Origin of the sequence: Bradyrhizobium niftali, assembly GCF_004571025.1 — a bacterium.
GTDB classification, from domain to species: Bacteria; Pseudomonadota; Alphaproteobacteria; order Rhizobiales; family Xanthobacteraceae; genus Bradyrhizobium; species Bradyrhizobium niftali.
Genome location: NZ_SPQT01000079.1, coordinates 1 through 6,827 on the forward strand (window position 1 = coordinate 1; position 6,827 = coordinate 6,827).

Sequence of the window (6,827 nt, forward strand, 5' to 3'; positions counted from 1 at the left end):
TGGCCGAGCGCAGTTAACTCGCGCGCCCAATGATGCGCCGTCGCGCAGGCTTCCAGCCCGACGAGGCACGACGGAAGCCCTGCAAAGAAAGCGAGAACTTGGCCTCGTCGCAGTTGCTTGCGCATGATTACGCTGCCCGCCTCATCGACCGCATGCACCTGGAAAACCTTCTTTGCCAGATCAAGACCGATTGCTGTAATATTGCCCATGGATGGCTCCCATTACTGGTGATCTTCGACGACCACCATTATGGCACTCGATGCCGCGAGAGGGGGCCATCCACCCCATCAGTTGGCGGGAGGATTGAAAGCAACCTCGGCAGCGCCCCGCCCTGTCTGGTGGTCCAGGCCGTCGAGCGGGGAGCTGCCGCGCCAGCCCCGCACCAAGAAAGGTAAAAACGTGCCAGTCGCAGAGTCCGCGTTTGCGTCTTTTAAAGGAGAGAATGCAGCATCTCCTGCCGGATGGAACCGCCGCCTCAGTGCCGCGTTTCCGACTCGCTTCCGGCCTGCCCCCAACAATCCCCGAGGCCGGAAGATTGGAATAGCGGCTCCAGCTTTGCCCAAAGCTGGGGCCGTTCTCCCTTCAGACGCGTGGAGTTGCGTATGCGTCACTCGCCTTCGATCGTGCCGCTCGATCGCCTGGACCGCGAAATCTACCTCGTCCTCGAGGATTTTGGCGCCCGCGCCGGCTGCGCCTGGCGCGAGACCGACGAAACCGAGACCGACCTTGAGACGGTCCTGAGACATCTCCTCGCCGGCCAATACGCCTATCCGGTCCGGATTGTGTGCTTCAATCCTGGCGAAGGCTGGTCACGGGACGCCACGTCCGACGTCGCTGACGCGCTGGCGCAGCGCGTAACTGATACCTACGCCGAGGTCCCGTCCGCGCTGCAGGACTTCATCGCCGCCAATGCCACCAGGCGCTTCGACGTGCAGCTTGCGCTGCCGCTGCAAGGTGCCGCGTGATGCCAGCCGGAGGAAAGCCGCACGGCGACGCGGCCGTGAAGTGCACGTCCTGCGACGAGGTCGACTGGATTTGCGAGAACCATCCCGACTACCCACGGGAAGGCCGGCGCGGTTGACAAGGACGGTTGGCGACACTGAGGACTGCGCTTACAGCATCAGGCTCACCAACCAGATCGCAAGCGAGCAGCAGAGCGCAATTCCAAGATACGGCAATGCAATTGTCATCGGTTCCTCACTAACGAATTCCCGACGCTAAAACGGAACGAGAGTCGCATATTCGCAGCCGCGTGGCCATCTCATTCTCATGCACCGCGCGTACGGGTTCTGCCTGCCAAGTGCAGCCAGGGCTGTCCCGGCCTGACCTGACTCCAAGACATCGTCTCCAAGCACCGCGACCGCCGCTATATCGCAGTCCGCACGAAGGAGTGGATCAAGGTCAAGAACCGGTCTCACCCGGCCATGAGCCGCGAGTTCCAGCACCTGCGCTGGCGCGGCGGGCAGCGCGGCGCCCTGCAGACATGCGTCTTAGGCCGCCGACGCTAACCATAACCGCGACCAAGTCTTGTTTTGGCAAATCCTAAAATTTATGGTCGTGATTTTCAGCATGGAATTTTTTGATGATGGTCCGATTACCTATGGTCGCGGTCATCGCGCCCGACGGGCATAGATCATACTGGGTTGCAGCGGTCGAACCTGAGAATGCGACCGAAGCGGTCGCGCGGGTCGTCGGCGACGGGCAAAACATTAGGCTCTTGCAGCACCGCCTGCGCATGAAATCAGATGCGCTTCGACCAGGCGAAGTCCGCCGACTTGGACTCTGACTTGGGCTCTGACTTGGGCTCTGACCAGACACCTACCCCCGAAGAGCCATACCCTCTCCCTCAGAAGAGCGTCCCCTCCGCCTCTGCACCGCCGGCATATTCAAGCGTTACGCACATTGGCGGACAGAGCGCGCGCTCTGTCGTGAGGAGGCGTGCGGATGACCCGTTTCTTCTTCCATGTCCACGACGGCATTTCCATCTTCGATGATGTCGGACTGGAGCTTCCGGACATCGCCGCCGCGCAAGCAGCAGCGATCGAATTGAGCAGTAAGATCCTCAACGAGGGAGCAGAGGGACCCTTGTGGCAAGACCTTAACTGGCGCGTCGAGGTGACCGACAGCCCCCGAATCGGCGGGCAGATCTTCGTTGTCGTCAACTTTTCAGTCACGCAACGTAAAGCACCCAACTAACCCGTGGTGCCCGACTACGGCAGTGACGAGGTGCGCAAATCACTGGCGTTGTTCGGACCGTAGTTTCCTTCTTTGCCTGCAGGATGCCAACCGAGCGCTCTCGGCGTAGGGCACTCGAACCCCTCATCCACTTTGCGCCAAATGCTGCCGTTCGAGACCTAACAAGCCAAGGAGAGCCGCGCTCTCGAAACGAGAGCCGGATCACTGTGAATTTCGATTCTTGCTTGCTCCCCTCAACCGCGTCGCAGTTGACGGCGATTTCGCCCACTCTGCCATCTGGATGCAGGTGAGAAGATCAACATAGCTCTGGCTTCCGCCGGCTTTGGCTTCACCTTCGCAGCTATCACGCAGGGAAACGGGAGCAGTGCCCCAAACCGTGTTGAGCTGCTCCTGTGCAGTTGTCTCATCGCGCATGCAGTCGGCAAAGCTCTGAGGCAGGGCAAGCCCCATTGCCTTGTCGTCGGCCGCGGTGGCTTTGCACATCACCTCCACCTTTAATTCGGGGACGCGATCGGAAACCGGCATCACAAACAATTGGCTTCCGAGGAGCGCTGCAGATAATGCCGCTATCTTCATCTTGACCTCCTTCACGCTTTAAGCGCTGCGAATGGAACGGCTCTGAAATGCCACGAAGAAGCGCTGCGTCAGAACTGGGCTGGTTGAGCCGGAGGACTAGGCCAATCGGATCGCAGGTTGTTCCTGTTGTTGCGATCAAATAGGTCTTGCTTGCAGACAAAGCCGCCCCGGCAACTATCCACCAGAGGTGCGGCCTGGCGAACGTCGGGGACGGAAACGACTCTTGTGCGCGACGTCTTGGCAAAGGCGCTCGTTGCCACAGCCACCTCGAGGGTGCAAAGTACGGCAACCAAGCACGTGTTCCTCATAAGATGCCCTCCTCCGATCGCCGACGACGCCAGACGATTGCGCGGCTGCCTCGTTGCACAGTCAACATAGCAACCAGCGTTCAGTAGCAGGGCGGATACGGATAGTAGCCGCAGTGAGGCGCAGCATAAGCGTATGAGGCACGACCTTGCGGGATCGGTCTTGATTCAGATCATCTCGCGTCGGCGTTCTCCTTCGCGCAGTTCGCGCATCGCGATGGTTGCGGTACGCGCTAACGTCGCAGCTCTCAAGGCGGAGCTCTTCGGCAACCCTACCCAGTACTTGTTGCGCCATGGCCGCCCGCCTCCTCGAAGCAGTACACCACCCGCATGCCCCTTTTCCTCCTTGTCAGTAAGCGATGACCCAAAGATCGACCGCCCATGGGTCTCAGCCCCGATGAAGCACGCAACAGATGTTGCCGCTGGCCTCCAGAGAGATCTTCAGCGCAATGTAGGTACTACTTTGTGGTCATCCGCTTCGGTGGCGCGGTCGGCGCAGGCGCCGCCGGCGAGATGACAAACGTCACCCAGGCATTCCAGCCCCCGGGCCGGCTTTCTGCGGCGACCTCCTTGTAAGCTTTCAGGTTCAGGTAGCCCTGCATGTCGCAGACCGAGAAGATAGATCGAGATGACGAACGTAAGCCGCGTTTACTTCGTCACGATCCTTCGCGTCGGTGCGACCGTACTGGTCGGCGCCATTGGCGACAGCGAGAAAGTCAGCCACGTATTCCAGCCAGCTGGCCGATTTTCTGCGGCAAACTCGCCGTACCCTTTCAGATTCAAATATCCCTGCAGCTCACCGACCGGAAACAGGTACCCGATCTGAGGACCGACTCCCACCACGCGCGACCGAAAACCCCCAAGGATCGGGGGCTGACCAAAATCGTCCGTGATCTGTTGATAGTAGTAGCCGACCAGCCCGACGAAGAGCTGCTTCGAGAGAAACTGCGAAGCACCCCAATCGATGTGGAAATCGATGCCATTCTGATATTGCGTGTCAGGATTCTTGAAATTGTAGGTGAACCCGGCGACTGCGGAAAATTCGTGCCCCAACTTCTCATTGAAATAGGTGTAGCCGCCGCCGCCGTCGATCGCGCCGTGTCCGATGCCGAGGTTAGCAAGACGGGTTGGAGAGTAGGCGCCAACAGGAATGTCGCCGGTCAAATAGGTCATGAAATTGTGGACGCCGGCGTTCCACTTCAGCGTTGCTTGCGGATACAGATCGCCCACCGAGGTGATTGAATCAGAGAGGGTCCCCGTGCGGGTCGTCACAAAGGGCCCGACCGCTGTTGTCAGCGTTCCGTCGAGGGTTGCGGCGGATCGGCCAAACAAGCCGGTGATGCCGATTGCCAATTGTCCGCCAAGTACCGGCGTCGCGAACGTGTAGGTCGGGTTGAGCAGGACAAGGTCCGCCTGCGCGTTTAAACGCAGATTCAAATCGACATTGACGTTCGCGGGGATCCGGCCGACGCGGATTTCTCTTGCCGCGGCTGCGTTACCGAAGGCCGACACGCTGGTGTGATAATAGACCTCGGCCATCGACCAGCCGGGGACTGCAGGGACTGCCGCGAGGCTGCTGAAGCGCCCCGGAAGCCAGTATGAAACGCCATCCTCGTCGGCATATGCTGGGTCGGACGAGAATCCGGCCAATGCCACAGCCAGACCGATCGTTGCGCGAATAAGCCGACAATGAGACTTTGGTTCGGATAGGTACCGCTTCATCCGCTCGTCCTCCCGCCAACGAATGGACAGTGTATCGATCGGCGATTCAATGTCTTGCTCCAAGGTAACAACCTCGTCAGATTTGGCTCAACTTGTTGCGCTAAAGGCACTCAGCATCGCCGCTGACTCGTAGGATTACCGACAGCATCGTTGACCAGAGGTATCCATGTCCAGGCAAGCTGCGCCCGTGTGCAGCAAGAAGGCTGCAGGAGCCCGCCTCGGTGGTCGCCGCAAGCTGCGACATGAGCATCGTGCGCGATCCTCGTGCTGGCTTGGACGAGCCAAGGGTTGGCGGGCGTTGCCTTGTGGCCGGTAGTGCTGGCCCATTTGGCGCTGGCGGTCGGGTGTGGCGCGGCCCTGTCCGCAAGAAAAGACGATCGGCCCACCGATCGCTAGTATCGCAACGCCGGCGACGCGGCTGACCGTGGTGCCGGTGGCTGTGCCGGGTGCGGCGCCCAGCAGCAATTCCACCAGAAAGGACGGCGCTACCGCCAAGACTAGGCCGGTCGCCGCCTCAGCCGCGCGGTGCAACCGAGGAGAAGGACCGCCAGGCCGCTGCTTTGCGGGACATCACGACGAAAACGCATGCGAAGTGCTCCTTTTGTCAGCTACTGGAAGACTCAGGCATCTTGCTTCTGCGCTTGACGCATCGAAATCCGACATGGCTCGTGGACGTATCGATCGCCTCCGCATGTCGTGCGGCCGGGCGATAGCGGCGACAATAGTTCGGCGCGCAGAGATGCGAGCCGCCCTTCAAGACCTTCCGCGGAATCCGGATGGTGGGTTGACATGGATCAATGCTTGCGACTTCCGGCCCGCCGCGCGGATTTTCGGGGATGCAGCACGCCTTCGGTGCGTCCGCTTCGTGCTTTGGTGCATACCAGTCGGACGTCCATTCCCAGACATTGCCGATCATGTCGTAGACGCCGTAGTCGTTCGGTGGGAAGGCCATCACCGGCGAGGTGCGTTCGTATCCATCGGTGCAGAGATTTTGCCGGGGAAATTCGCCCTGCCAGGTGTTGGCACGATGCTCCCCGCCCGGGGTGAATTCTTCGCCCCATGCAAATTCGGCCTCACTCAATCCGCCGCGCGCGGCGAACTCCCATTCTGCCTCGGTCGGCAGGTCCTTGCCGGCCCATTGCGCATAGGCGAGCGTGTCGGAATAGGCGACGTGCACGACAGGATGATTGTCGAGCACGTTGATACTGCTTTTTGGGCCATAGGGGTGCCGCCAGTCGGCGCCCTTCATGAATTGCCACCAACTGCTCCAGTCGCGGAGATCGACGGCCCGCGCGGGCGGCGAAAACACCAGCGAACCCGCATAGAGCATGTGCGGCTGCGCGCCCGGATAGTCCTTGGGGTCGGGTGGGATTTCGGCATAGGTAACGTGGCCGGTTGCGCGCACGAATTCCCTGAATTGCCGGTTCGTGACCGGCGTGCGGTCGATGAAGAACTCATCGACGGTCACGCGATGCGCGGGGGCTTCCTCGGGGTAATGCCGGTCAGAACCCATGCGGAATGTGCCGCCGGGAATCAGCACCATGCTCTCGACTACCGTGCCCTGACCATCAATCGCTGGGGAGTCACGCATCTGCTGCGCCCTCTGCTGATCATAGGAAATTCGCACAATGGCAGCAGTTGACTATGCAAAACCCGACAGCAGAGCGCAATCCAGTCGATCGCGCGATGTCCGCTAATGGGATGGTCCGGCCGTGCTCCTGCCCCGCCAACGATAAGCTGGCCAGGGGCGCCAAGACAGGGAGCACGCCATGTCCCAGACACCCAGTACCGCGATCGCCGTGATCGGCATCGATATCGGCAAAAACTCGTTCCACGTCGTGGGCCACGATACGCGCGGCACCATCGTGCTGCGGCAAAAGTGGTCGCGTGGCCAGGTGGAGGCGCGGCTCGCCAATATGCCGCCTTGCCTGATCGGCATGGAAGCCTGCGTCGGCGCACATCATTTGAGCCGCAGACTCGCATCGTTAGGTCACGATGCCAGGTTGATGCCGGCCAAATATGTCCGCC

At 60.6% G+C, this 6,827-nt stretch carries 6 protein-coding genes and 2 pseudogenes; 3 read left to right on the plus strand and 5 right to left on the minus strand.

Annotated features, from left to right (window positions below; genetic code table 11):
• A pseudogene (locus tag E4K65_RS45955) lies at nt 1-209 on the minus strand (IS110 family transposase); the annotation flags it as partial.
• Nucleotides 210-602: 393 nt separating this feature from the next.
• On the opposite strand from E4K65_RS45955, the gene E4K65_RS45960 reads away from it, so the two are divergent.
• Both E4K65_RS45960 and E4K65_RS45975 read left to right on the plus strand, forming a co-directional pair.
• On the plus strand, nt 603-965 hold the full coding sequence (locus E4K65_RS45960) for a hypothetical protein (protein ID WP_135179675.1): 363 nt from the start codon (nt 603-605) through the stop codon (nt 963-965).
• A gap of 979 nt (nt 966-1,944) precedes the next feature.
• Entirely contained in the window at nt 1,945-2,196 is a 252-nt protein-coding gene (locus E4K65_RS45975) for a DUF6894 family protein (protein WP_025576717.1), read from the plus strand.
• 201 nt (nt 2,197-2,397) lie between these two features.
• On the opposite strand, the gene E4K65_RS45980 is transcribed toward E4K65_RS45975, so the two are convergent.
• From E4K65_RS45980 to E4K65_RS45990, 4 genes are all read right to left on the minus strand, one after another.
• Nucleotides 2,398-2,772, minus strand: a complete 375-nt coding sequence (locus E4K65_RS45980) for a hypothetical protein (protein ID WP_025576715.1) — start codon at nt 2,770-2,772, stop codon at nt 2,398-2,400.
• A gap of 763 nt (nt 2,773-3,535) precedes the next feature.
• The gene (locus E4K65_RS48090; protein WP_167771695.1) at nt 3,536-3,679 is read right to left on the minus strand and encodes a hypothetical protein; all 144 of its coding nucleotides are present in this window, start codon (nt 3,677-3,679) and stop codon (nt 3,536-3,538) included.
• A gap of 46 nt (nt 3,680-3,725) precedes the next feature.
• The gene (locus E4K65_RS45985) at nt 3,726-4,799 is read right to left on the minus strand and encodes a SphA family protein (RefSeq protein ID WP_135179680.1); all 1,074 of its coding nucleotides are present in this window, start codon (nt 4,797-4,799) and stop codon (nt 3,726-3,728) included.
• A gap of 604 nt (nt 4,800-5,403) precedes the next feature.
• Nucleotides 5,404-6,390, minus strand: a complete 987-nt coding sequence (locus E4K65_RS45990) for a formylglycine-generating enzyme family protein (protein WP_135179676.1) — start codon at nt 6,388-6,390, stop codon at nt 5,404-5,406.
• 178 nt (nt 6,391-6,568) lie between these two features.
• On the opposite strand from E4K65_RS45990, the pseudogene E4K65_RS46000 reads away from it, so the two are divergent.
• Nucleotides 6,569-6,827, plus strand: a pseudogene (locus tag E4K65_RS46000) (IS110 family transposase); the annotation flags it as partial.